The following is a 23,427-nucleotide window of genomic DNA, read 5'->3' on the forward strand; positions in this document are numbered from 1 at the left end:
GCCTCAACGTAGTGCTCAGGCCTGGGCGACGGGCAGGTCGCCGGTGGTGGTCGCCGGCCGCGGTCGGGGGAGCGCCGGTGCGGCGGAGGCCTGGCCGAGCAGCAGCAGCTCCGCCTCCTCGACCTCCAGCGGCTTGGCGAACAACCAGCCCTGGGCCAGGTCGCAGCGCTCGGCCCGCAGCCGGTCGCGCTGGACCTCGGTCTCCACGCCCTCGGCGACGACCTCCAGCCGCAGCGTGCGGCCCAGCTGGATCAGCCCGTGCACGATCGCCGCGTCGTCGGCCGAGCCGTCGAGCAGGCTCACGAACGAGCGGTCGATCTTGAGCACGTCGACGTCGAACTGGCGCAGGTAGCTCAGGGACGAGTAGCCGGTGCCGAAGTCGTCCAGGGCCAGCCGGGTGCCGAGCGCGCGCAGCTCGCAGAGCCGCTCGGCGACGGCGTCCGGGTCGGTGACCAGCGCGGTCTCGGTGACCTCGAGGACCAGGGACGACGGCGTGATGCCGCTGGAGGTCAGCGCCTCGGCGACGTGCTCGACCAGCGTGCCGCCGGCCAGCTGCCGCGCCGAGACGTTGACCGCCATGGACAGCGGCGTTGGCCGGGGGTGGGCGCGCTGCCAGCGGGCGGCGGTGGCGGTGGCCTCCGCCAGCACCCAGCGGCCGATCGGCAGGATGTGCCCGGAGTCCTCCGCGATCGGGACGAACCGGTCCGGCCCGATGGTGCCGAGGACGGGGTGCTGCCAGCGGAGCAGCGCCTCGAAGCCGACCACCTGCTCGGTCTGCAGGTCGACGACCGGCTGGTAGACCAGCCGCAGCTGGCCGGCGGCCAGGGCCCCGCCCAGCTCCCGTTCCAGCTCGATCCGCTCCAGCGCCGCGGTGCGCATGCCCGGGTCGAACACCACCCACTGGGCGCGGCCGGCGGCCTTGGCCTGGTACATCGCGATGTCGGCGTCCCGGAACAGCGACAGCGGGGTCGCGTCGGGCTCGGCGGCGACGATCCCGATGCTGGCCGCCACGGCGACCCGGTGGCCGTGCAGCAGCACCGGCTCGTCGAGGACCTGCAGCAGCCGCTCGGCCAGCGCGGCGGCGGCCGGCAGGCCACCCCGGGTGTCGTCGATGAGGACGGCGAACTCGTCGCCGCCCAGCCGGGCCACGGTGTCCGCCGCCCGGACGACCCCCTGCAGCCGCGCGGCGACCGCGCGCAGCAGGTCGTCACCGGCCAGGTGACCGAGGCTGTCGTTGACGTCCTTGAAGCCGTCCAGGTCCAGGCACAGCACGATCGGCGGGCTGCCGGTGCGGCCGGCCCGGCGCAGCGCCTGCTCGGTGTGGTCGAGGAACAGTGACCGGTTGGCCAGCCCGGTCAGCCCGTCGTGGAAGGCCTGGTGGGCCAGCTCCCGCTCGGCCAGCTTGCGCGGGGTGATGTCGTAGACGCTGACGGCGATGCCGCCGACGTCCGGGTCGTGCCGCAGGTCGACGGCGCGCCCGCCCAGCCACACCGTGCCTCCGGTGGGGTGGGTGCCGCACAGCTCCAGCTCGACCGGTTCACCCGGTGCGAGCCGGGCCCGGTCGAGGGCCGTCAGGACGTCGGTGGGGTCGACGCCGATGCCGCTGAGCAGCTGGGGCAGCGAGCGCCCGGCGCAACCGGGGCGCCCGAGCAGCTCGGCCAGCGACCGGGAGTCCGAGGTCAGCCGCCCGTCGCGGTCGACGACGGCCACCGCGTCGGAGGAGGTCACCGCCAGCGCCTCGTACCGCCGGGCCAGGGAGTGCACCTCGGCCCGGGCGCGGCTCTGGTCGGTGAGCAGCCGCTGGGCGCGCACGATCATCAGCACGGTCAGCGTGGAGGTGGCCAGCAGGCCGGGCAGCGGGTCGAGGTCCTCCCCGGCCAGCCAGGCCCGGAGCTCGAAGACGCCGGGCACCAGCAGCGGCAGGAAGGCCAGGGTCATCCGCCACCGCCCGGTCCCGGCCGTGGCGGCCGTCACCGTCGGGCCGGCTGGGAGGTCGGAGCGGTCCGTCCAGGGCAGCGTGGCGAGCGCGACCGCACCGATCAGCCAACCGGCGTCCAGCCAGCCGCTGACCGTGTCCGGGGCGGCGAGCAGCAGCCAGGCCAGGTCGGAGGCGAGCCAGGCGGTGGAGCCGAGTCCGAGCAGCAGTGCCGGCACCCCCACCCGCGACTGCACGACCATGCCGCGCACCACGAGGCCGAGGACGACCGCGTCCAGCAGTGGGTAGGCCGCCCAGATGGCCCGGGTGCCCAGCGGCAGGCTGTCGTCGGTCAGGGTCGAGTGCACCGAGCTCTGCCAGACGACCAGCAGGGCGATGACCAGCACCGCCGCGCCGTCGAGCAGGGCGTGGAAGCGGGCCCGGGGGTGGCTGTCGCCGTCCCCGGCGTAGACGAGCAGGGCGGCCCCGAGGGCGCCGTAGGAGCCCAGGTAGGCGGCGTCGGCGAGCGAGACGTCCGGCGGGGAGTCGGCCAGCCACGCCTGCAGCTGCCACAGCACGTCGCCGACGGCGTTGAGCGAGACGGCGGCCGCCACCCACCGGGCCGCCGGGCCCGGGCGGCACCGCCGGACGCCCAGCCAGGCGGCGACCGCGGCGCCGACGGAGACCAGCAGCGAGACGACCGAGGACGAGGTCGACCCGCCGGTGAGGCCCACCAGGACGACCAGGGCAGCGGCCAGCGGCAGCCACACGGCAGCGGCCGTGCGGCCGCCGTCGTTCGCCACCCTGCTGTCCATGCCCTGTCGCCCCCCTTGCCGGTGTCCCGTTCTGGACACTGTCGGGCCGCAGGCGGGTCGTCTTGACCCCAGGGGACCACCTTGCCTGGTGCGTTCCTCCCTCCGGGGGAGGCCTCAGTCCTCGAGGGCGGCCTGGAAGGCGGCCAGCTTCGCCTGGGTCTCGGCCAGCTCGGCGATCGGGTCGGACTCGGCGACGATCCCGCACCCGGCGAAGAGCCGGGCCTGCCGTCCGCCGTCGGCCCCGGTCAGCTCCGCGCAGCGCAGGGCCAGCCCGAACTCACCGTCGCCGCGGGCGTCCAGCCAGCCGACCGGCCCGGCGTAGCGGCCACGGTCCATCCCCTCGAGCTCGGCGATCACCCGGGCGGCGGTGGGGGTGGGGCTGCCGCAGACCGCGGCGGTGGGGTGCACGGCGCCCACCAGCTCCAGCAGCCCGGTGGCGTCGTCGTCGCGCTGGCGGCCGCGGACGTCGCTGGCCAGATGCCGGACGTTGGGCAGGGTCAGCACGATGGGCTGCTCGGGCACGACGAGCTCGTCGACGAACGGCCGCAGTGCGTCGGCGAGGGAGTCGACCGCGTAGGCGTGCTCGGCATGGTCCTTGACCGAGGTCTGCAGGCCGGCCGCCAGCCGGTCGTCCTCCGCGCCGGCGCCCCGCGGGGCCGTGCCGGCCAGCACGCGGGCGTCCAGCTCGCGGCCGGTCCGGCGCAGCAGCAGCTCGGGGGTGGCGCCCAGCAGGCCGTCGACGGCGAAGGTCCAGGTGTCCGGGAACCGCTCGGCCAGGCGCAGCAGCAGGCGGCGGGGGTCCAGCGGGCGGTCGGCGGTGACCAGCAGGTCACGGGCCAGCACCACCTTGTCCAGCTCGCCGGCGTCGATCCGGGCGACCGCGGCGGCGACGGCGCCACACCAGGCCATCGCGTCCAGGGCCCCGTCGGCGTAGGCGAGCCGGCCGATCGAGGTGGCCGCGTGCTGCGTCGAGGTCTCGACGACCGCGAGCTCCTCGTCGTCCGCGTCGCCGGTGACGGTCACCCAGGTGCACCCGTCGCGGCGGCCCACGACGACCTCGGGGACGACGAACACCGACGTCCCCACCGCCGGGTCGAAGGCCACGGAGGCGAACAGGACCGGCCCGGAGCCGGGGACGCCGACCGGGTCGTGGACCTCGGTGTCCGCGCAGCGCCGGGCCCACCAGTCGGCGGCCTCGGTGAGCGCGCCGGGGCCGGAGACCTCCAGCCGGTCGGCCTCGCCCCAGCCGACCAGGCCCTCGCCGCGGCGCACCCAGGCCAGCGCACCGTCGCGGGGGAGCAGGGTCAGCAGCGGCGTGCGCCGGGTGCCCAGCGGAGTGGTGGTGACCGCCGCCGCGCTGGTCGCGGTGCGTGCGGCTGCCGTGGTCACCGCTCCAGGGTAGGAGGCGCGCAGGTAGCGTCGCCGTCGTGGCGACCGGGGAACGGGCTGGGGCAGCAGGGGCGCGAGCCGGGCTCGACAAGCGGCCGGCGGAGGTCGCGGCGATGTTCGATCGGGTCGCCGGCCGGTACGACCTGACCAACACGGTGCTCTCCGCCGGGCTGGACGCCGGCTGGCGCCGGGCCACCCGCGAGGCGTTGGGTGCGCAGCCGGGCGCCACCGTGCTCGACGTCGCGGCCGGGACGGGGGTCTCCACCGTCGAGCTCGCCGCCGGGGGCGTGCGCGCGATCGCCTGCGACTTCTCCCAGGGCATGCTCCGCGCCGGGGCGTCCCGGCCGGTGCCGAAGGTCGCCGGGGACGCGATGGCGTTGCCGCTGGCCGACGAGAGCGTCGACGGCGTCGTCATCTCCTTCGGCCTGCGCAACGTCGCCGACCCGCAGGCCGCGCTGCGCGAGTTCCGCCGGGTCACCAGGCCCGGCGGCACGTTGGTGGTCTGCGAGTTCTCCAGCCCCACGCTCGCGCCGTTCCGCACCGTCTACACCGAGTACCTGATGCGGGCGCTGCCGGCGATCGCACGGGCGGTGAGCAGCAACCCGGAGGCCTACGTCTACCTGGCCGAGTCGATCCGGGCGTGGCCGGCGCAGCCTGAGCTCGCCCGGTGGCTGCAGGGCGCCGGCTGGGCCGACGTCGCGTGGCGCGACCTGACCGGCGGCGTCGTCGCGCTGCACCGGGGCACCCGGGTCTAGCCGTCGGCCAGCACGGCCGCCAGGACGGCGTCGGCGCGCTGCCGTTCGGCCGCGTTGGTCTCGGCTGCGCCGGCGCGCACGACGAGCGCCTTCCACAGGGCCCAGCCGCGGCCGCGGGCCCAGGTGCCCGCGTCCAGGTCCAGGCCTTCCCGGAAGGCCGCCCGGCTCCGGCCGGAGAAGATCGTCCAGGCGACGACGAGGTCGCAGGCCGGGTCGCCCACCCCGCAGGTGCCGAAGTCCAGCACCGCGGCGAGCCGGCCGTCCCGCACGAGCAGGTTGCCGGCCGCGACGTCACCGTGGAACCACCGTGGGGGCCGGTCCCAGGAGGTGGCGGTCGCAGCCGCCCAGACGGCCGTGGCCGCCCGGCCGTCGATCGCGTCGCCGAGCGCCTCGATCGCCGCGTGCGTCTCGGCGGCGCAGTGGCTGAGCGGGGCGCCGCGGAACCAGCTGTGCGGCCCGGCCGGCGGCCCGTCGCGGGGGTCGACCTGCTGGAGGGCGGTGAGGAAGCCGGCCAGGTCGGTGGCGAACGTGCTGAGGTCGCCGACCGGCGCGACGGACGCATCGGTCCCCTCCAGCCAGCGGTACACCGACCACGGCCACGGGAAGCCCGCGCCGGGAGCCCCCTGGCCGAGCGGCACGGGGACCGGCACCGGCAGCCGGGGTGCCAGCCGGGGGAGCCACTCCTGCTCCTTGGCCACCTGGACGGCGTAGCCCTCCGCACTGGGCAGCCGGACCAGCATCTGCTCGCCGAGCCGGAACGTGCGGTTGTCCCAGCCGCCCGGCTCCACCGGCACGACCGGCAGGTGCGCCCACTCCGGGAACTGGCTGGCGACCAGCCGGCGCACCAGCGGGACGTCGATGCGCGGGGTGGTCACCGGGGCACCCTCCCCTGCACCCGCCGGCCGGGGCCATCGGTTTGTCCGCGTCCGTGGTCTGTCGGTCGGGGTCCGAGCAGGCCTCGTGGCGGCACGGGTGGGGTTCCATGGCCGGCGGTGGTCGGCGACCGAGCCTGGACACTCGCCGTGGGGCCGGGCATCGCAACTGAGGCGTCGCAACCGAGGTCGAGGAGGTGGTGTGGTGGTGGTCCGCCGAGCGGTCTCGTCCCCGGGAGCCCGGGCGCTGATCGTCGTCGCGCTGGTGGGCGTCCTCGGCCTTGCGGTCTGGGCGTGGGAGATCAGCGGCCCGGCCGTGTTCGTCGTGTTCGGCCCGACCGCGGTCGGTGCGGCTGTCGCCCTGTCGGTCGAACGCGCCAGCGTGACGATGCGCGCCCCAGCGGTCACCGCGGCGGTCGGGGCCACCTCCGTCGCGTGGGGGCTGGTCACGTTGCTGGGTGGTGGGCTGTACCTCCTGGTACCCGCGCTCCTGCTGCTGGTCGCCGCCGTGGTCTCGTGGGTCGCCAGACGGCCGGACGCCTCGTGGACGCGCTGACCCGGACGCCGAGTGTCGAGTTGTCGATGTCTGCGGTCCGGAGCAGACGTGCACAGCTCGTCACCCGGCGAGCGCCGCCCGGGCCGGCCGGCGAGGTGTTGCGCCCGGAGCGGACAGCGTTCCCTGTCCGCCGCGGGAGGAGCAGGCTCCCGGCATGACGATCCCGCCCAACCCTGAGCCCCAGCCGCCGTCGCCGTCCCCGTCGCCGACCGACCCGATCACCCCGCCGTCCCCGGCGCCCGTCCCGGGCCCGGACCCGACCGATCCCACCGCGCCGCCGCCGGCCCCGGCCCCCGGGCCGCTGTGAGCCGCTGACCTGCGCTCTCGCGGCCTGTCGGGACCCCCGGTGTGAACTCGATCACCGGGGGTCCTGGTGTTCCGCCACCCGTTCGGCATAGGCTTCGACCACTCGACCTTGTGAACCAGTTCACAAGCGCAGGGTGAAGCAGTTCACAAGTGGTCGCCCGGTCGTCGGATGTGAGCGGAGGTCGTCGCAGTGGTCCGCCCGAGGTCGTGCACGCCCCCCACCGTCCCGCGGAACACCTGCCTCGGGAGCTGCTGATGCTGTCGAACTACGTGCCCCTGGTCGGGCTCTTCGTCCTCGCCGCGGGCTTCGCGCTCTTCTCGGTCACCGCCGCACCGTTCATCGGGCCGCGCCGCTACAACAGCGCGAAGGTGCAGGCCTACGAGTGCGGGATCGAACCGGTCGACCAGCCGCTCACCGGCGGACGGATCCCGGTCAAGTACTTCCTCACCGCGATGCTCTTCATCGTCTTCGACATCGAGATCGTCTTCCTCTACCCGTGGGCGGTTGCCAACGACGCGCTGGGCCTGTGGGGCCTCGGCGCGATGGCGGTCTTCATCGGCACCGTCTTCATCGCCTTCGTCTACGAGTGGCGCCGCGGGGGGCTCGAATGGGACTGACCGACACGGGACCGACCGACATGGGACCGACCGACACGGAACCGACCGACACGCGACCGACCACGGATGGGGGGCGCTGAGATGGGCCTGGAAGAGAAGCTGCCGAGCGGCGTCCTGCTGACCAGCGTCGAGAAGCTCGTCAACTGGACCCGCAAGTCCTCGCTCTGGCCGGCCACCTTCGGCCTGGCCTGCTGTGCGATCGAGATGATGGCGTCCGGTGCCGGCCGCTACGACCTGGCCCGCTTCGGCATGGAGGTGTTCCGCGCCTCCCCGCGCCAGGCCGACCTGATGATCGTGGCCGGGCGGGTCAGCCAGAAGATGGCCCCGGTCCTCCGGCAGATCTACGACCAGATGCCCGAGCCGCGTTACGTGCTCGCCATGGGCGTCTGCGCCAGCTCCGGCGGCATGTTCAACAACTACGCGATCGTGCAGGGCGTCGACCACATCGTCCCGGTGGACATGTACCTGCCCGGCTGCCCGCCGCGGCCGGAGATGCTCACCGACGCCATCCTCAAGCTGCACCACAAGATCCAGCACCAGCCGCTGGGCGCCAAGCGCGCCCGGGAGCAGGCCGAGGCCCGGGCCAACGGGACGGCGCCGGAGCTGCACCTCGCGATGCCCTCCAGCGTCCGGGCGGACCCGGCGGCGCGGCGCGCCTACGAGCAGGCCGCCGCCGAGGGCCGCACCGGCCAGTTCGCCATCGAGCAGCGCGGAGGCAACGCCGTCGTCCTGCCCGGAGCAGGCCGATGAGCGACGAGGCCGGCTTCGGGGCCGCGACCCAGCCCGGCGGGGGCTTCCGCAAGGGCGCCTTCGGCGTCAGCGGCAGCGGCGACACCTCCGGCTTCGGTGGCCTCGTCCGGGTCGAGCCCGGCGGCGCTGTCGCGCTGCACTCGACCGACCGGCCCTACGGCGGCTGGTTCGACGAGGTCACCGACGCGCTGATCGACGCGGTCGGCCAGGCCACGTACGCCGCGGCCGTCCACCGGGTCCTGGTCGACCGGGGCGAGATCACGTACTTCGTCGCCTGCGAGCACCTGCTCACCCTGGTCCAGGCGCTGCGGGACGACGAGTCGTTGCGCTTCGAGCTGTGCAGCAGCGTCTCCGGCGTCGACTACGCCGACAGCGGCGGACCGGCCGCGACGCCCGACCGGCCCCGGCTCCACGTCGTCTACCACCTGACCTCGATGACCTACCGCCGCCGGATCCGGCTCGAGGTCGCGGTCACCGTCGAGGACGCGCACGTCCCGTCGGTGAGCTCCGTCTACCCCACGGCGGACTGGCACGAGCGGGAGGCCTGGGACATGTTCGGCATCGTCTTCGACGGCCACCCGGCGCTGACCCGGATCCTCATGCCCGACGACTGGGAGGGCCACCCCCAGCGCAAGGACTACCCGCTCGGCGGTGTCCCGGTCGAGTACAAGGGCGCGCAGATCCCGCCCCCCGACGAGCGCCGGAGCTACCGATGACCACCACCCAGGACCCCTACGCCGGTTCCCGGGAGACCACCGAGGGCCGGGTCTACACGGTCACCGGCGGCGACTGGGACCAGACCTTCGGCGCCGACACCCACGACGACCAGCGGCTCGTGGTCAACATGGGCCCGCAGCACCCCTCGACCCACGGGGTGCTCCGGCTGGTGCTCGACCTCGAGGGCGAGACCGTCACCCAGGCCCGCGTCGTCATCGGCTACCTGCACACCGGCATCGAGAAGACGACGGAGTACCGCACCTGGACCCAGGGCACGACCCTGGTCACGCGGATGGACTACCTGGCCCCGCTGTTCAACGAGACCGGCTACTGCCTGGCCGTGGAGAAGCTGCTCGGCATCGAGGCGCCGCCCCGGGCACAGACCATCCGGGTGCTGGTCATGGAGCTCAACCGGATCGCCTCGCACCTGGTCGCGCTGGCCACCTTCGGCATGGAGATGGGCGCGCTCACCGGCATGACCAACGGCTTCCGGGAGCGGGAGCTGGTCCTCGACGTGCTCGAGGAGATCACCGGGCTGCGGATGAACCACGCCTACGTCCGCCCCGGCGGGCTGGCGCAGGACCTCCCCGAGGGTGCTGTCGAGTCCGTGCGGGAGCTGCTCGCCGTCCTCCCCGAGCGGGTCGCGGGCACCCACCGGCTGCTCACCGGCCAGCCGATCTGGCAGCGCCGGCTCAAGGACGTCGGCTACCTCGACCTCACCGGCTGCGTGGCCCTCGGCGTCACCGGCCCGGTCCTCCGGGCGGCCGGCCTGCCCTGGGACATGCGCAAGGTCGAGCCGTACCTGGGCTACGAGACCTACGACTTCGAGGTGCCGACGGCGGACACCTGCGACGCGTGGGGCCGCTACCTGGTGCGGATGGGCGAGATCACCGAGTCCATCAAGATCATCGGACAGGCGCTGGACCGGCTCGAGCCAGGGCCGGTGATGGTCGAGGACAAGAAGATCGCCTGGCCGGCGCAGCTGTCCCTCGGCGCCGACGGCATGGGCAACTCCCTGGACCACGTCCGGCACATCATGGGCCAGTCGATGGAGGCCCTGATCCACCACTTCAAGCTGGTCACCGAGGGCTTCCGGGTGCCGGCCGGCCAGGTCTACACGGCGATCGAGTCCCCCCGCGGAGAGCTCGGCTACCACGTGGTCAGCGACGGCGGGACGCGCCCGTTCCGGGTGCACGTCCGTGACCCCAGCTTCGTCAACCTGCAGGCCACCGCGGCGATGAGCGAGGGCGGCATGATCGCCGACGTCATCGCCGCGATCGCCTCGATCGACCCCGTGATGGGAGGCGTCGACCGATGAGTGCTCTTCCCGGTTCCTACGAGGGGACGGCGGTCACCGGGCTGGACTCCAGCCCGGTCGAGCCGGCCGCCCCGGACCTGCCGCCGCTGACCGAGCAGACCGAGGCCGAGGCCCGCGAGCTGATGGCCCGCTACCCGCAGGAGCGGTCGGCGCTGCTGCCGATGCTGCACCTGGTCCAGTCGGTACAGGGCTACGTCTCGCCCGAGGGCGTGGGGTTCTGCGCCCGGCTGCTCGGGCTGACCAAGGCCGAGGTGGGCGCGGTCGCGACCTTCTACACGATGTACAAGCGGCACCCGACGGGCAAGCACCTGGTCAGCGTCTGCACCAACACGCTCTGCGCCGTCCTGGGTGGGCAGCGGATCTACGACGCCGTCTCCGCCGACCTCGGCGTCGGCCACGACCAGACCGCGCCCGACGGCTCGGTCACCCTCGAGCACGCCGAGTGCCTGGCCGCCTGCGACTACGCGCCGGTGGTCACCGTCGACTACGAGTTCTACGACCAGCAGGACGTCGAGTCGGCCCGGGCGCTGGTCACCGCGCTGCGGATGGGGGAGAAGCCGCCGCCCACCCGCGGGGCACCGCTGACCGACTTCCGAGGCGTCTCCCGGCAGCTGGCCGGCTTCTCCCAGCACGCCGACCTCGAGGCCGAGCGGGCAGCGATCGACGCCCCGTCGGCCGGTGGCCCGACGCTGGTCGGGGTGCGGCTGGCCGCCGAGCGCGGCGAGACCGCGCCGCCGATGGGCGATGCCCAGCCCGAGCAGGCGCCCGAGCCGGACGTCGAGCCCGCGGGCGGGCCGGGCGAGACGGCGTCCGAGCAGGCCGCCGACACCGCCGTCGCCTCCGCCGACACCCCGGCCGAGCGTGCCGGGGCGGCGCAGCACCACCCGGACGCCCCCGAGCCCGCCGGCCGCCAGCCGGCCGAGCGCGGCCGCGAGGGCACCGACACCCCGCCCACCAGCTCGGGCGCCGGGCAGAACAGCTCGATCGAGCGGGAGGCCTGAGATGCCGTTGACCCCCGTCCTCACCGCGCGCTTCGACGCGCCCCGCTCCTGGGCGCTGGAGACCTACGAGCGCCTCGACGGCTACCGCGCGCTCCGCTCGGCCCTGGAGATGGCGCCGGATGACGTCGTCTCCCTCGTCAAGGACTCCGGACTGCGCGGCCGCGGCGGTGCCGGCTTCCCGACCGGGATGAAGTGGAGCTTCATCCCGCAGCCCAAGCCGGGGGAGACCCCGACCGGCCCGGCGGCGGCGCCGAAGTACCTGGTGGTCAACGCCGACGAGGGCGAGCCGGGCACCTGCAAGGACCTGCCGCTGATGATGGCCGACCCGCACTCGCTGGTGGAGGGCGTGATCATCACCGCCTACGCGATCCGCTCGCACTTCGCCGTCATCTACGTCCGCGGCGAGGCGGTGCACGCCCACCGCCGGTTGATCGCCGCCGTGCAGGAGGCGTACGCCGCCGGCTACCTCGGCAGCGACGTGCTGGGCTCGGGGTACGACCTCGAGCTGGTGGTGCACGCCGGCGCCGGCGCCTACATCTGCGGTGAGGAGACCGCGCTGCTGGACTCGCTGGAGGGCTACCGCGGCCAGCCCCGGCTCAAGCCGCCGTTCCCCGCCGTCGCCGGCCTCTACGGCTCCCCGACGGTGATCAACAACGTGGAGACGCTGGCCAGCGTGCCCTACGTGGTCCGTGGTGGCGCCGAGTGGTTCAAGAGCATGGGCCCGGAGAAGTCGCCCGGCCCGAAGATCTACTCGCTGTCGGGCCGCGTGGTGCACCCCGGCCAGTACGAGGCCCCGATGGGGACGACGATGCGGGAGCTGCTGGCCATGGCCAGCGGCGTGCGGCCCGGGCACGAGCTCAAGTTCTGGACGCCGGGCGGCTCCTCGACCCCGTACTTCACCGCCGAGCACCTCGACGTCCCGCTGGACTTCGACTCGGTGGCCAAGGCCGGCTCGATGCTGGGCACCACCGCCCTGATGGTCTTCGACGAGACCGACTCGATCGTCGAGGCGACCCTGCGGTTCACCGAGTTCTACGCGCACGAGAGCTGCGGCAAGTGCACTCCCTGCCGGGAGGGCACCTACTGGCTCGTCCAGATCCTGGAGCGGCTGGTGCACGGGCAGGGCCGGGCGGCCGACCTCGACCTGCTCACCGACACCTGCGACAACATCCTGGGCCGCTCGTTCTGCGCCCTCGGCGACGGTGCGACCAGCTGCATCGCCAGCTCCCTGAAGTACTTCAAGGACGACTACGTCGCGCTGCTGCCGGCCGAGGAGCAGGCCCGCCTCGGTCGTTCGCTGCGGCTCGAGCCGGTTGGAGCAGCCTGATGACCCTCACCCCGGCAACCCCCGAGCCCGCGCCGGCCCTGCCGCCGGGCGCGCCCGGCCCGCACACCCCGCCGGACGCCGTGCACTGCACCATCGACGGCTTCCCGGTCGCCGTGCCGAAGGGCACGCTGATCATCCGGGCCGCCGAGCAGATCGGCGTGCAGATCCCGCGGTTCTGCGACCACCCGCTGCTGGACCCGATCGGTGCCTGCCGGCAGTGCCTGGTGGAGGTGGAGGGGCAGCGCAAGCCGGTGGCCTCCTGCACCACCCCGGTGACCCCGGACATGGTGGTGCAGACCCAGCTGACCAGCCCGGTCGCGGACAAGGCCCAGCAGGGCACGATGGAGCTGCTGCTGGTCAACCACCCGCTGGACTGCCCGGTCTGCGACAAGGGCGGGGAGTGCCCGCTGCAGAACCAGGCGATGAGCAACGGGCGCAGCGAGTCCCGGTTCGTCGAGACCAAGCGCACCTACCCCAAGCCACTGCCGATCAGCTCCCAGGTGCTGCTGGACCGCGAGCGCTGCGTGCTCTGCGCCCGCTGCACCCGGTTCAGCCAGCAGGTGGCCGGTGACCCGTTCATCGAGCTGTTCGAGCGCGGTGCGCTGGAGCAGGTGGCGATCTACGAGGACGAGCCGTTCGAGTCCTACTTCTCCGGCAACACCACCCAGATCTGCCCGGTCGGCGCGCTGACCAGCGCCACCTACCGGTTCCGCGCCCGCCCGTTCGACCTGCGCAGCGAGCCGAGCGTCTGCGAGCACTGCGCCAGCGGCTGCGCCCAGCGCACCGACTACCGGCGCGGCACGGTGACCCGGCGGCTGGCCGGGGAGGACCCGGCGGTCAACGAGGAGTGGAACTGCGACAAGGGCCGCTACGCCTTCCGCTACGCCAGCAGCAACGAGCGGCTGATGACGCCGCTGGTCCGCCGGGACGGTGAGCTGCAGCCGGCCTCGTGGCCGGAGGCCTGGGCCGCCGCGGCCGAGGGGCTGCGGGCGGCCCGCGCGGCCGGCGGGGTCGGGGTGCTGCCCGGTGGCCGGCTGACCGTCGAGGACGCCTACGCCTACGCCGCCTTCGCCCGCGTGGCGCTGGGCACCAACGACGTCGACGCCCGCGCCCGCGCGCACTCCGCCGAGGAACTGGACTTCCTGGCCACGCACGTCGCCGGCACCGCCCCCGGGGCCGGCGCGGTCAGCTACGACGACCTGACCGCTGCTCCCGCGGTGCTGCTGGTCGGCTTCGAGCCGGAGGAGGAGTCCCCGATCGTCTTCCTGCGGCTGCGCCGGGCCGTGCGGACGGCGGGCATGCAGGTGTTCGACGTCGCCCCCTTCGGCACCCGGGCCGCGGAGAAGCTGCAGGCCACCGTGCTGACCACCGTCCCGGGCCAGGAGGCCCAGCTGCTCCGCGACCTGGCCGCCAACCCGGTGGACGGCGTGCTGGCCGACGCGGCCGTCGCGCTGTTCCGCCCGGGCGCGGTCATCCTGGCCGGGGAGCGACTGGCCGAGCTGCCGGGCGGGTTCTCCGCGGTCAGCGCCCTCGCCGCCGAGACCGGCGCCCGGATCGGCTGGGTGCCCCGCCGGGCGGGGGAGCGGGGCGCGGTCGAGGCCGGCGCGCTGCCGACCCTGCTCCCCGGTGGCCGCACCGTCGCCAACGCCGCCGACCGGGCCGCCGTCGCCCAGCGCTGGGGGGCCGACGTCCCGGCGACCCCGGGGCGCGACCTCACCGGCATCCTCGCCGCCGTGCGCGACGGCGGCCTGGCCGGGCTGCTGGTCGGGGGCGTCGACCCCGCCGACCTGCCCGACCCGCTGCTCGCCGAGCAGGCGCTGCAGACCGCTCGGTTCGTGGTCAGCCTGGAGCTGTTCCCGACCGCGGTCACCGCGCACGCCGACGTCGTCCTCCCGGTCGCCGCTGCCCCGGAGAAGGCCGGCAGCTACCTGGACTGGGAGGGGCGGGTCCGCTCCTTCGACGCGACCCTGCACGGCTCCGGGCAGCTCACCGACGGCCGGGTGCTCCAGGGCCTGGCCGAGCACCTCGGCGTCGACCTGCGGGTGGGCTCGGTGACCGAGGTCCGCGCGCAGCTGACCGCCCTCGGCGGCGCCGCGCAGGCCCCTGCCGACACCGGGGCCGACGTCGCCCCGGCACCGCTGCCGGAGCTCGCCGACGACCAGGCGGTGCTCGCCTCGTGGCGGCAGCTGGTCGACGTCGGGACGCTGCAGCGGGAGGAGCCGGCGCTGGCCGGCACCGCCCGTCCCCCGGTCGCCCGGCTGGGCAAGGACGCCGCCCGCCGGCTCGGCGTGGCCGACGGCGACCCGCTCACCGTCACCGGTCCGGCCGGGGCGGTCACCCTGCCGGTGCGGCTGGTCGAGATGCCCGACGGGGTGGTCTGGCTGCCGATGCGCTCCCCGGGCAGCGAGGTCCGCGCCCAGCTCGGCGCCGGCCCCGGCTCCGTCGTCCGCCTCGCCGGACCGCCGCCCACCCCGGCCGGCGCGTCGTCCCTCTCGAGCCTGCGGGGAGACCAGGAGTGACCGTCTTCGCCGCCGCCGACCAGCCGACGCTGGAGGACTTCGGGAACGACGTCTGGTGGATCGTGCTCATCAAGATCGTCGGCATCTTCGGGGTGCTGGTGCTGATGACGCTGTTCGCCATCGTCTTCGAGCGCAAGGTCGTCGCCCGGATGCAGCAGCGGATCGGCCCCAACCGGGTCGGGCCGCGCGGCTACCTGCAGAGCCTCGCCGACGGCCTGAAGCTGGCGTTCAAGGAGGACATCATGCCGGCGCTGGCCGACAAGCCGGTGTACTTCCTGGCGCCGGTCATCGCCACCATCCCGGCCTTCCTGGCCTTCTCCGTCATCCCGCTCGGCCCGACGGTCAGCATCTTCGGCGAGCGCACGCCCCTGCAGCTCGTCGACTCCCCGATCGGGGTCCTCATCGTGCTGGCCGCCTCGGCGATGGGCGTCTACGGCATCGTGCTCGGTGGCTGGGCGTCCGGGTCGACCTACCCGCTGCTCGGCTCGCTGCGCAGCGCGGCGCAGATGATCAGCTACGAGATCGCGATGGGCCTGTCGATCGTCGCGGTGTTCCTCTACGCCGGTTCGATGTCGACCTCGGAGATCGTGGCCGCACAGGCCGACGGCACCGAGCTGTCCTTCTTCGGGCTGGAGTTCACCGGGCCCAGCTGGTACGCCGTCCTGCTGCCGGTCTCCTTCGTCATCTACGTCATCGCCGTGGTGGGCGAGACCAACCGGGCGCCCTTCGACCTCCCCGAGGCCGAGAGCGAGCTGGTCGGCGGGTTCCACACCGAGTACTCGTCGCTGAAGTTCGCGCTGTTCTTCCTGGCCGAGTACATCAACATCGTCACCGTCTCCGCGCTGGCCGCCACGCTCTTCCTCGGCGGCTGGCGGGCGCCCTGGCCGATCTCGATCTGGGACGGGGCCAACACCGGGTGGTGGCCGCTGCTGTGGTTCTTCGCCAAGGTCGTCGTCGCGCTGTTCTTCTTCGTCTGGCTCCGCGGCACGCTTCCCCGGCTCCGCTACGACCAGTTCATGCGCTTCGGCTGGAAGGTGCTGGTCCCGGTCGGGCTGGTCTGGATCCTCGTGGTGGCGACGCTGCGCGCCGTCGCCCGGGAGTCCGACCTGGACGCCGGTCAGGTCGCCGTCTTCGTCGGGGTGCCGATCGCCCTGGTGCTGCTGGGCGGCCTGCTGCTGGCTTCCCGGATGCGCAACCGGGACACCCGGGTCGCCGCCCGCGAGGCCGCCGCCGGCGGGCCGGCGCCCGCCGAGCCGCAGGTGCTGGACCCCCAGGGCCGGGACCGGGCCTCCGGTGGGTTCCCGGTGCCGCCGATGGACCTGGTCGTCCCGCCCTCGCCACGGCTGCGCCGCCGCGAGTCCGTCGGCGCCGGGACCGTGGTCGGCACCGGCCGGCGCAGCAGCTCGACCACGCCTGAGGAGACCGACGATGTCTGAGCCCACCCCGCCGCCCACCGCCGAGCCGACGTCGGGCGCCAGCCCGGCCCGGCCGGAGGGCACGGCCATCGCCCGGCAGTCCTCCGAGGCGCCGTCCAACACGGCGCCCGGCAAGCGGTCCAGCTGGCTGCCCGGGCCCGCCCAGGGGTTCGGCGTCACCTTCGCCACGATGTTCAAGAAGGTGACCACCGAGGAGTACCCCGAGGTCCCGAAGCAGACCAAGCCGCGCTACCACGGCCGGCACGTGCTCAACCGGCACCCCGACGGCCTGGAGAAGTGCGTGGGCTGCGAGCTCTGTGCCTGGGCCTGCCCGGCCGACGCCATCTACGTCGAGGGCGGCGACAACACCGAGGACGCCCGCTTCTCCCCGGGTGAGCGCTACGGCGCCGTCTACCAGATCAACTACCTGCGCTGCATCTTCTGCGGGCTGTGCATCGAGGCATGCCCCACCCGGTCGCTGACGATGAGCAACGACTTCGAGCTCGCCGACGACGACCGCCAGGCGCTGATCTACACCAAGGAGCAGTTGATGGCCCCGCTGCTGCCCGGGATGGAGCAGCCCCCGCACCCGATGCGCCTGGGCGAGAACGAGCAGGACTACTACGTGCGCGACCCCACGGCGGCGTCCCCGACGCAGCAGGCGGCCGAACCGGTGCTCGAGGAACGGGCATGAGCGTGCTGGCCGCCGCAGCGGACACCGGGGTGGTCATCGGCACCGGGGAGACGATCGTCTTCTGGGTGCTCGCCCCGGTCGCCCTGGCCGGCGCGCTGGGCATGGTGCTGTCCCGCAACGCCGTGCACTCCGCGCTGTGGCTGGTCGCCACCATGCTCAGCCTGGGCGTCTTCTACGTCGTCCAGGAGGCGCCGTTCCTCGGTGCGGCGCAGATCATCGTCTACACCGGCGCGATCATGATCCTGTTCCTCTTCGTGCTGATGCTGGTGGGCCGGGAGACGTCGGACTCGGTCGTCGAGACGCTGCGGGGGCAGCGGGTGGCGGCGATCGTGCTGGGCATCGGGTTCGCCGGGCTGGTCGGCGCCGGCATCGCGCGCGCCACCGAGGACCTGCCGGTGGTCGGGCTCACGGCGGTGCAGGGCACCGTGGGCGGGCCGGCCGCCGGCAACGTCGAGGCGATCGCCGCCGTCCTGTACGGCCGGTTCGTGCTGGCCTTCGAGGTCACCGGTGCGCTGCTCATCGTGGCCGCCGTCGGGGCGTTGCTGCTGACCCACGCCGAACGGGAGCCCGGCACCGCGCGCAGCCAGAAGGAGCGCTCCCGGGCCAGGTTCCTCACCGACCGGCCGCAGACGCTGCCCGGGCCCGGCGTCTACGCACGCGCCAACTCCATCGCCGCGCCCGGCCGGCTCCCTGACGGCAGCCCCGCGCCGAGCAGCTTCGCCACCGGGGTCGAGCCCGTGCAGGTCGACGAGCTGCCGCGCACCGGCAGCGTCGGCGCCGAGCGTGAGGGGCTGCCGCACGCCGGGGGCACCGACGCGGCGCTCGGCACGATCGGCGGCGGCACCACCGGACCGGTCCCCGGCAGCGGAGAGGACGCTCCCCGATGACCATCACGAACTACCTGGTGCTCGCCGCGATCCTGTTCACCATCGGCGCGGTCGGCGTGCTGGTGCGGCGCAACGCCATCGTGGTGTTCATGTGCATCGAGCTGATGCTCAACTCGGTGAACCTCACCCTGATCACCTTCGCCCGGAGCACCGGGACGGTCGAGGGCCAGGTCATCGCCCTGTTCGTGATGGTCGTCGCCGCCGCGGAGGTGGTCGTCGGCCTGGCCATCATCATGTCGATCTACCGCACCCGCCGCTCGGCCTCCGTCGATGACGTCAACCTGCTGAAGTACTGAGCGGATCGGGGACCCAGGAGTGAACGAGGTCGTGCCTGCGTCGATGCCGGTCGACGGGCTGTTGTCCGTCACGTGGCTGGTGATCGTGCTGCCGCTGGCCGGCGCCGCGCTGCTGCTGCTGGGTGGGCGGCGCACCGACCGGTGGGGGCACCTGCTGGCCACCGGGACGGTGGTCGCCGCCTTCGCCCTCGCCGTGGCCTGCACCGTCGCGCTGACCGACCGCGCCGGCCGCGCGGTGAGCCTGGACCTGTTCACCTTCATCGACACCGGCAGCCTCGACGTCACCGCCGGGCTCCTCCTGGACCCGCTGTCGGCGGTCTTCGTCCTGCTGATCACCGGGGTCGGCGCGCTGATCCACGTCTACTCGATCGGCTACATGGCGCACGACCCCGGCCGCCGCCGGTTCTTCGCCTACCTCAACCTCTTCGTCGCGGCGATGCTGCTGCTGGTCCTGGGCAACAGCTACGTGGCCCTCTACGTCGGCTGGGAGGGCGTCGGCCTGGCGTCCTACCTGCTCATCGCGTTCTGGCACACCCGCCCGGCCGCCGCCACGGCGGCCAAGAAGGCCTTCCTGATGAACCGGGTCGGGGACGTCGGTCTGGCGCTGGCGATCTTCATCATGTTCGCCCAGCTCGGGACGACGTCCTACGCCGGCGTCTTCGGCGCGGTCGGGCTGCTCGCCGGCGGCACCGTCACCGCGATCGGGCTGCTCCTGCTGCTCGGCGCCTGCGGCAAGTCCGGCCAGTTCCCGCTGCAGGCCTGGCTGCCCGATGCGATGGAGGGCCCGACGCCGGTCTCGGCGCTGATCCACGCCGCCACGATGGTGACCGCCGGGGTCTACCTGATCGCCCGCAGCGCCCCGCTCTACGACGCCACGCCCACCGCGCGCACCGTCGTCCTGGCCGTCGGCGCGGTCACGCTGCTGATCGGGGCGATCGCCGGCTGCGCCCACGACGACATCAAGAAGGTGCTGGCCTACTCCACGGTCAGCCAGATCGGCTACATGTTCCTGGCCGTCGGGCTGGGCCCGGTCGGCTACGCGGCCGCCATCGCCCACCTGCTGGCCCACGGCTTCTTCAAGGCCGGGTTGTTCCTCGGCGCCGGCTCGGTGATGCACGCGATGGACGACACCGTCGACATGCGCCGCTTCGGCGGCCTGGCCAGGCGGCTGCCGATCACCTTCGTCACCTTCGGGCTGGGCTACCTGGCGTTGATCGGCTTCCCGTTCCTGTCCGGCTGGTGGACCAAGGACGCGATCATCGAGGTGGCGCTGGACCGCGGCGGCTGGTCGGGCTGGCTGCTCGGCGGGATCGCCGTCCTCGGCGCCGGGCTCACCGCCTTCTACATGACCCGGCTGATGCTGATGACCTTCTTCGGCCGGCCACGGTGGGAGGACGGCGTGCACCCGCACGAGGCGCCACCGTCCATGACGGCGCCGATGGTGCTGCTCGCCGTCGGGTCCGTCGCCGCGGGCTTCCTGCTGGTGGCGGTCTTCCCGCTGAGCGGTTGGCTGGAGCCGGTGTTCGGGGAACCGGAGGAGGCCGCGCACCTGGTGTCGCCGTTGGTGGTCAGCATCGTCGTCACCGTCGTCGTCGCCCTCGGGGCGCTCACCGCCTGGCTGTACGTCGGTCGCCGCGAGGTGCCGACGACGGCGCCGGCCCGCGTCTCGCCGGTGGTCACCGCCGCCCGCCGCGGCCTCTACGCAGACACGGTCAACGAGTCGCTGGTCATGCGCCCGGGGATGTGGCTGACCCGCGCGCTGGTCTGGCTGGACGCCCGCGGGGTGGACGGCGCGGTCAACGGCGCGGCCGCGGCCCTGGGCGGCGGATCGGCCCGGCTGGGGCGGGTGCAGACCGGGTTCGTCCGCAGCTACGCCCTCGGCATCCTCGGCGGCGCGGTGCTGGTCGCCGGCGCGCTGCTCGCGGTGACGGCATGACCACCCCTGACACCCCCACCCGCGGAGAGGCGGCCCAGCCGTGAGCGACGTCCCCTGGCTGGTCCTGATGATCGCCGTCCCGGCGGTCGGTGCGGCGGTGGTCGCGGCGCTGCCGGCCGCCCGGGAGGCACTGGCCCGCCAGCTCGCCCTGGCGGTGAGCCTGCTGGTCCTGCTCCTCGCCGTGCTCACCACGATCGCCTTCGACCCCGGTGGTGACCGGTTCCAGCTGACCACCTCGGTGGCCTGGATCCCCGACTTCGGGGTCGAGTTCGCCCTCGGCGTCGACGGGATCGCGCTGTCGATGCTGCTGCTGATCGGCGTGCTGGTGCCGGTGGTCGTCGGCGCCTCGTGGCGGGACACCCCGGTGCCCCGGCCGGGCCGCCCGGCGCGGTCGATGACCGCCTTCTGGGCCTGGCTGCTGCTGCTCGAGTCGCTGATGGTCGGGGTCTTCGCCGCCACCGACGTCTTCCTGTTCTACGTCTTCTTCGAGGCCATGCTCGTGCCGATGTACTTCCTGATCGGCAGCTTCGGCGGTCCGAACCGGCAGTACGCCGCGGTGAAGTTCTTCCTGTACAGCCTGCTCGGCGGGCTGGTCATGCTCGCCTCGGTGATCGGGCTGTACGTGGTCAGCAACTCCCAGCTGGGCGAGGGCACCTTCGCCTTCGACGCGCTGCGCCAGCTGGAGATCGACCCCAACGTGCAGAAGCTGTTGTTCGCCGGCTTCTTCCTCGCCTTCGCGATCAAGGCGCCGCTGGTGCCCTTCCACACCTGGCTGCCCGACTCCGGTGCCGAGGCGCCCATCGGCGGCGCCGTGCTCCTGGTGGGCGTGCTCGACAAGGTCGGCACGTTCGGCTTCCTGCGCTACTGCCTGCCCCTGTTCCCCGACGCCTCCCGCGACCTCGCCCCCTGGGTGCTGGTGCTGGCCGTGGCCGGGATCATCTACGCGGCGCTGCTCGCCGTCGGGCAGAGCGACATGAAGCGGCTGGTGTCCTACACCTCGATCGCCCACTTCGGCTTCATCGCGCTCGGCATCTTCGCCTTCACCACCGAGGCGGCGACCGGCGCGGTGCTGTACATGGTCAACCACGGCATCGCGACCGGGCTGCTGTTCATCGTCGTCGGCATGGTCATCGCCCGCGGCGGCTCCCGGCAGATCCGCGACTACGGCGGCCTGGCGGCCAAGGCGCCGCTGCTGGCCGGCGTCTTCCTGCTCGCCGGGCTGGCGTCGCTGGCGCTGCCGGGCACCAACAGCTTCGTCAGTGAGTTCCTCGTGCTCATCGGGGCGTTCCCGACCCGCCCGGTCTTCACGATCATCGCCACCGTCGGCATCGTGCTGGCCGCCCTCTACGTGCTGCTGATGTACCAGCGGGTGATGCACGGACCGCCGCGCGGCGTGCTGCTGGTCGACGAGGACGAGGACGTGGACGAGGACAAGGCCGGGGACGGCGACCCCGTGCGGCCGGCCTCCGGAACGGGGGGCGCGACCGCGGTGCTGGACGCCCCGGTGCGGGCGCGGGTGCTGGCGGTCCGCGACCTCTCCCGCCGGGAGATCGCCGTCATCACGCCGCTGGTCGCCCTGATCCTGGTGCTCGGGGTGTACCCGCAGCCGCTGATCGACCTGGTCAGCCCGGCGGTCGAGGCGACCATGACCGACATCGGCGTCGACCCCGGGGGCAGCACGCCGGCTGCACCGGGCAGCACCGGGACCGGGGGGACCGACTGATGGGCGCCATCGAGGCACCGGACCTGTCGTACGCGGCGCTCGCGCCGTTGCTGTTCGTCTTCGGTGCTGCGTGCGCCGGTGTCCTGGTCGAGGCGTTCGTCCCTCGGGCGGTGCGCCACCCCGTGCAGGTGGCGATCGCCCTGGTCGGCACGATCGGGGCCCTCGTCGCCACGGTGCTGCTGGCCGGGACGGAGGAGATCACCGCCGCCGGGGCGCTGGCCGTCGACGGACCGGCCCTGTTCCTGCAGGGGACGATCGCCGTCCTGGGGGCGCTGTCGGTGCTGCTGTTCAGCGAGCGCGCCCTGGACCCGGCCCGGTCGGCGTTCGTCGCCGCCGCCGCGGTGCCGGCCGGCAGCGTCCGGGACCGGGAGCTGGCCACCTCCGAGCGGGTGCAGACCGAGGTCTACCCGCTGGCCACCTTCGCCATCGGCGGCATGATGCTGTTCACCGCCGCCAACGACCTGCTGATCATGTTCGTGGCGCTCGAGGTGCTCAGCCTGCCGCTGTACCTGCTGTGCGGGCTCGCCCGCCGCCGGCGGCTGCTGTCCCAGGAGGCGGCGGTCAAGTACTTCCTGCTCGGTGCGTTCGCCTCGGCGTTCTTCCTGTACGGGCTCGCCCTCGTCTACGGGGCCACCGGCAGCGTGCGGCTCTCCGACGTCCGGGTGGCCGTGGTCACCGAGGGCGGGAGCACCCTGATGGTGCTCGGACTCGGCCTGCTCGTCGTCGGGCTGATGTTCAAGGCCAGCGTCGCGCCGTTCCACAGCTGGACCCCCGACGTCTACCAGGGCGCACCGACGGCGGTGACCGCCTTCATGGCCGCGGCCACCAAGGTCGCCGCCTTCGGGGCGGTGCTGCGGCTGCTCTACGTCGCCTTCGGCACTGCCGACTGGACCTGGCGCCCGCTGATCTACGCCCTGGCGATCGTCTCCATGATCGTCGGCGCGGTGCTCGGACTCACCCAGACCGACGTCAAGCGGATGCTGGCCTACTCCTCGATCGCCCACGCCGGCTTCCTGCTCACCGGGGTCATCGGCCTCGGCGCGGACGGCACCGGCTACGGGCTGGCGGCGACGATGTTCTACCTGCTCGCCTACGGCCTCACCACGCTCGGCGCGTTCGGGCTGCTCACCCTCGTCCGGGACGGCGACGGCGAGGCCACCCACCTCTCCCAGTGGGCCGGCCTGGCTCAGCGCTCCCCACTCGTGGCCGCCCTGATGAGCTTCTTCCTGCTGGCCCTCGCCGGGATCCCGCTCACCAGCGGGTTCACCGGCAAGTTCGCCGTCTTCCGGGCCGCGATCGAGGTTGGGGCGTGGCCGCTGGTCGTCACCGCCCTGGTCGCGAGCGCGATCGCGGCGTTCTTCTACCTGCGGGTGATCGTGCTGATGTACTTCTCCGACCCGGCGCCCGACGGCCCCACGGTCGGCGTCCCCGGACTGCCGACGACGATCGTGCTCGCGGTCGCCGCGGCGGCGACGCTGGTGCTCGGCGTCCTGCCGGGGTCGGTGCTGGACCTGGCCGAGTCGGCGGCGGTGTTCGTCGGCTGATCGGGAGTGGTGGACCGGGGCGGTGCAGGTGGAGCGGGCCGGTGGGCCGAGGGCTGCGGACGACGGCTATCTTC

Annotated in this window: 19 protein-coding genes; 16 read left to right on the forward strand and 3 right to left on the reverse strand. The window is 73.7% G+C overall.

The window, feature by feature from the left end:
- Positions 1-15 precede the first annotated feature (15 nt).
- A complete protein-coding gene (locus tag O2W18_RS14245; protein ID WP_269188168.1) occupies positions 16-2,730 on the reverse strand; it encodes an EAL domain-containing protein in 2,715 nt (904 codons plus the stop codon).
- 114 nt (positions 2,731-2,844) lie between these two features.
- Positions 2,845-4,119, reverse strand: coding sequence for an isochorismate synthase (locus tag O2W18_RS14250; protein WP_269188169.1), 1,275 nt, complete (start codon positions 4,117-4,119; stop codon positions 2,845-2,847).
- A gap of 38 nt (positions 4,120-4,157) precedes the next feature.
- On the opposite strand from O2W18_RS14250, the gene O2W18_RS14255 reads away from it, so the two are divergent.
- Entirely contained in the window at positions 4,158-4,874 is a 717-nt protein-coding gene (locus O2W18_RS14255; RefSeq protein WP_269188170.1) for a demethylmenaquinone methyltransferase, read from the forward strand.
- On the opposite strand, the gene O2W18_RS14260 is transcribed toward O2W18_RS14255, so the two are convergent.
- A complete protein-coding gene (locus O2W18_RS14260) occupies positions 4,871-5,749 on the reverse strand; it encodes an aminoglycoside phosphotransferase family protein (RefSeq protein WP_269188171.1) in 879 nt (292 codons plus the stop codon). The two genes, O2W18_RS14255 and O2W18_RS14260, sit on opposite strands and share 4 nt — an antisense overlap.
- 202 nt (positions 5,750-5,951) lie before the next feature.
- On the opposite strand from O2W18_RS14260, the gene O2W18_RS14265 reads away from it, so the two are divergent.
- The 15 genes from O2W18_RS14265 to nuoN all read left to right on the forward strand — a co-directional run bounded on the left by O2W18_RS14265 (position 5,952) and on the right by nuoN (position 23,353).
- A complete protein-coding gene (locus O2W18_RS14265; RefSeq protein WP_269188172.1) occupies positions 5,952-6,302 on the forward strand; it encodes a hypothetical protein in 351 nt (116 codons plus the stop codon).
- A 561-nt stretch (positions 6,303-6,863) separates the two neighbouring features.
- Positions 6,864-7,226 (forward strand): NADH-quinone oxidoreductase subunit A, encoded by a 363-nt coding sequence (locus tag O2W18_RS14270; RefSeq protein ID WP_373286324.1) that lies wholly within the window; start codon positions 6,864-6,866, stop codon positions 7,224-7,226.
- A 66-nt stretch (positions 7,227-7,292) separates the two neighbouring features.
- Entirely contained in the window at positions 7,293-7,976 is a 684-nt protein-coding gene (locus O2W18_RS14275; RefSeq protein ID WP_442928930.1) for a NuoB/complex I 20 kDa subunit family protein, read from the forward strand.
- On the forward strand, positions 7,973-8,692 hold the full coding sequence (locus O2W18_RS14280) for an NADH-quinone oxidoreductase subunit C (protein ID WP_269188173.1): 720 nt from the start codon (positions 7,973-7,975) through the stop codon (positions 8,690-8,692). The genes O2W18_RS14275 and O2W18_RS14280 overlap by 4 nt, the downstream gene beginning before the upstream one ends.
- Positions 8,689-10,011: an NADH-quinone oxidoreductase subunit D gene (locus O2W18_RS14285; RefSeq protein WP_269188174.1), complete on the forward strand. Its 1,323-nt coding sequence runs from the start codon at positions 8,689-8,691 to the stop codon at positions 10,009-10,011. Before O2W18_RS14280 ends, O2W18_RS14285 begins: the two co-directional genes overlap by 4 nt.
- Positions 10,008-11,012: an NADH-quinone oxidoreductase subunit NuoE gene (gene nuoE / locus O2W18_RS14290; RefSeq protein WP_269188175.1), complete on the forward strand. Its 1,005-nt coding sequence runs from the start codon at positions 10,008-10,010 to the stop codon at positions 11,010-11,012. Before O2W18_RS14285 ends, nuoE begins: the two co-directional genes overlap by 4 nt.
- Position 11,013: 1 nt before the next feature.
- Complete coding sequence (gene nuoF / locus O2W18_RS14295; RefSeq protein ID WP_269188176.1) at positions 11,014-12,339, forward strand: NADH-quinone oxidoreductase subunit NuoF; 1,326 nt, start codon at positions 11,014-11,016, stop codon at positions 12,337-12,339.
- Positions 12,339-14,858 (forward strand): NADH-quinone oxidoreductase subunit G, encoded by a 2,520-nt coding sequence (locus O2W18_RS14300; RefSeq protein ID WP_269188177.1) that lies wholly within the window; start codon positions 12,339-12,341, stop codon positions 14,856-14,858. Before nuoF ends, O2W18_RS14300 begins: the two co-directional genes overlap by 1 nt.
- Positions 14,855-16,294 (forward strand): NADH-quinone oxidoreductase subunit NuoH, encoded by a 1,440-nt coding sequence (gene nuoH / locus O2W18_RS14305; RefSeq protein ID WP_269183768.1) that lies wholly within the window; start codon positions 14,855-14,857, stop codon positions 16,292-16,294. Before O2W18_RS14300 ends, nuoH begins: the two co-directional genes overlap by 4 nt.
- On the forward strand, positions 16,287-16,967 hold the full coding sequence (nuoI, locus tag O2W18_RS14310) for an NADH-quinone oxidoreductase subunit NuoI (protein ID WP_269188178.1): 681 nt from the start codon (positions 16,287-16,289) through the stop codon (positions 16,965-16,967). Before nuoH ends, nuoI begins: the two co-directional genes overlap by 8 nt.
- Entirely contained in the window at positions 16,964-17,854 is an 891-nt protein-coding gene (locus O2W18_RS14315) for an NADH-quinone oxidoreductase subunit J (RefSeq protein WP_269188179.1), read from the forward strand. The genes nuoI and O2W18_RS14315 overlap by 4 nt, the downstream gene beginning before the upstream one ends.
- Positions 17,851-18,150 carry an NADH-quinone oxidoreductase subunit NuoK gene (gene nuoK / locus O2W18_RS14320; protein ID WP_166754891.1) on the forward strand — a complete coding sequence of 100 codons (300 nt, stop codon included), beginning with the start codon at positions 17,851-17,853 and terminating at the stop codon, positions 18,148-18,150. The genes O2W18_RS14315 and nuoK overlap by 4 nt, the downstream gene beginning before the upstream one ends.
- 31 nt (positions 18,151-18,181) lie before the next feature.
- Complete coding sequence (gene nuoL, locus O2W18_RS14325; RefSeq protein ID WP_269188180.1) at positions 18,182-20,086, forward strand: NADH-quinone oxidoreductase subunit L; 1,905 nt, start codon at positions 18,182-18,184, stop codon at positions 20,084-20,086.
- Between the two features lie 40 nt (positions 20,087-20,126).
- The gene (locus O2W18_RS14330) at positions 20,127-21,809 is read left to right on the forward strand and encodes an NADH-quinone oxidoreductase subunit M (protein ID WP_269188181.1); all 1,683 of its coding nucleotides are present in this window, start codon (positions 20,127-20,129) and stop codon (positions 21,807-21,809) included.
- A complete protein-coding gene (gene nuoN, locus O2W18_RS14335) occupies positions 21,809-23,353 on the forward strand; it encodes an NADH-quinone oxidoreductase subunit NuoN (RefSeq protein WP_269188182.1) in 1,545 nt (514 codons plus the stop codon). Before O2W18_RS14330 ends, nuoN begins: the two co-directional genes overlap by 1 nt.
- The last annotated feature ends 74 nt before the right edge of the window (positions 23,354-23,427 follow it).

This window comes from Modestobacter sp. VKM Ac-2983 (assembly GCF_026967885.1).
Lineage (GTDB): Bacteria > Actinomycetota > Actinomycetes > Mycobacteriales > Geodermatophilaceae > Modestobacter.

Bases quoted from the DNA above. Each gene is read 5' to 3' on its own strand.
- O2W18_RS14245 (WP_269188168.1), bottom strand. From the start codon at position 2,730: ATGGACAGCAGGGTGGCGAACGACGGCGGCCGCACGGCCGCTGCCGTG.
- O2W18_RS14270 (WP_373286324.1), top strand. From the start codon at position 6,864: ATGCTGTCGAACTACGTGCCCCTGGTCGGGCTCTTCGTCCTCGCCGCG.
- O2W18_RS14275 (WP_442928930.1), top strand. From the start codon at position 7,293: ATGGGGGGCGCTGAGATGGGCCTGGAAGAGAAGCTGCCGAGCGGCGTC.
- O2W18_RS14280 (WP_269188173.1), top strand. From the start codon at position 7,973: ATGAGCGACGAGGCCGGCTTCGGGGCCGCGACCCAGCCCGGCGGGGGC.
- O2W18_RS14285 (WP_269188174.1), top strand. From the start codon at position 8,689: ATGACCACCACCCAGGACCCCTACGCCGGTTCCCGGGAGACCACCGAG.
- nuoE (WP_269188175.1), top strand. From the start codon at position 10,008: ATGAGTGCTCTTCCCGGTTCCTACGAGGGGACGGCGGTCACCGGGCTG.
- nuoF (WP_269188176.1), top strand. From the start codon at position 11,014: ATGCCGTTGACCCCCGTCCTCACCGCGCGCTTCGACGCGCCCCGCTCC.
- O2W18_RS14300 (WP_269188177.1), top strand. From the start codon at position 12,339: ATGACCCTCACCCCGGCAACCCCCGAGCCCGCGCCGGCCCTGCCGCCG.
- nuoI (WP_269188178.1), top strand. From the start codon at position 16,287: ATGTCTGAGCCCACCCCGCCGCCCACCGCCGAGCCGACGTCGGGCGCC.
- O2W18_RS14315 (WP_269188179.1), top strand. From the start codon at position 16,964: ATGAGCGTGCTGGCCGCCGCAGCGGACACCGGGGTGGTCATCGGCACC.
- nuoK (WP_166754891.1), top strand. From the start codon at position 17,851: ATGACCATCACGAACTACCTGGTGCTCGCCGCGATCCTGTTCACCATC.
- nuoN (WP_269188182.1), top strand. From the start codon at position 21,809: ATGGGCGCCATCGAGGCACCGGACCTGTCGTACGCGGCGCTCGCGCCG.